A 455-nucleotide genomic window follows, 5' to 3' on the forward strand; every position below is an offset into this window, starting at 1 on the left:
CGCTTTTTCGAGGAAACCGCGCGCCACATGAGCTTTAACCGCGCGGCGAGCGCACTGTGCGTGACGCAAGGCGCCGTCATCCGGCAGATCAAGCTGCTCGAGGAATCGCTCGGCGCGAAGCTGTTCGAGCGCGACCACAAGGGCATCCGTCTGACGCCGGTGGGCGTGCAGTTTCTGCCTTGCCTGTCCGACGCATTCGATACGATCGAGCGCGGCTTCCGTCAGATCACCGCGGCCAAGGGCCGGCGCCGTCTCGTGGTTGCCGTGCCGCCCACGTTCGCGACGCAGTGGTTCTCGCCGCGGCTCGGTTCGCTGGCCGACGAAATGCCCGACGTCGAATTGTCGATCCGCACCGAGCCCACCACGGACTGTCATTGCAACATCCGCTTTGGCCGGCACGCGCTGGCCGATACGCATTCCGAACTGCTGATGACCGAGCGCCATGTGCTCGTGGG

1 protein-coding gene is annotated in these 455 nt (G+C 65.5%); it reads left to right on the top strand.

Going from position 1 to position 455, the window contains the following annotated elements; translation table 11 throughout:
• On the top strand, positions 1-455 hold a 455-nt coding region (locus SB822_RS55005; RefSeq protein ID WP_410858836.1), incomplete at both ends, for a LysR family transcriptional regulator.

Source organism: Paraburkholderia sp. SIMBA_054, assembly GCF_046534875.1.
Classification (GTDB): domain Bacteria; phylum Pseudomonadota; class Gammaproteobacteria; order Burkholderiales; family Burkholderiaceae; genus Paraburkholderia; species Paraburkholderia hospita.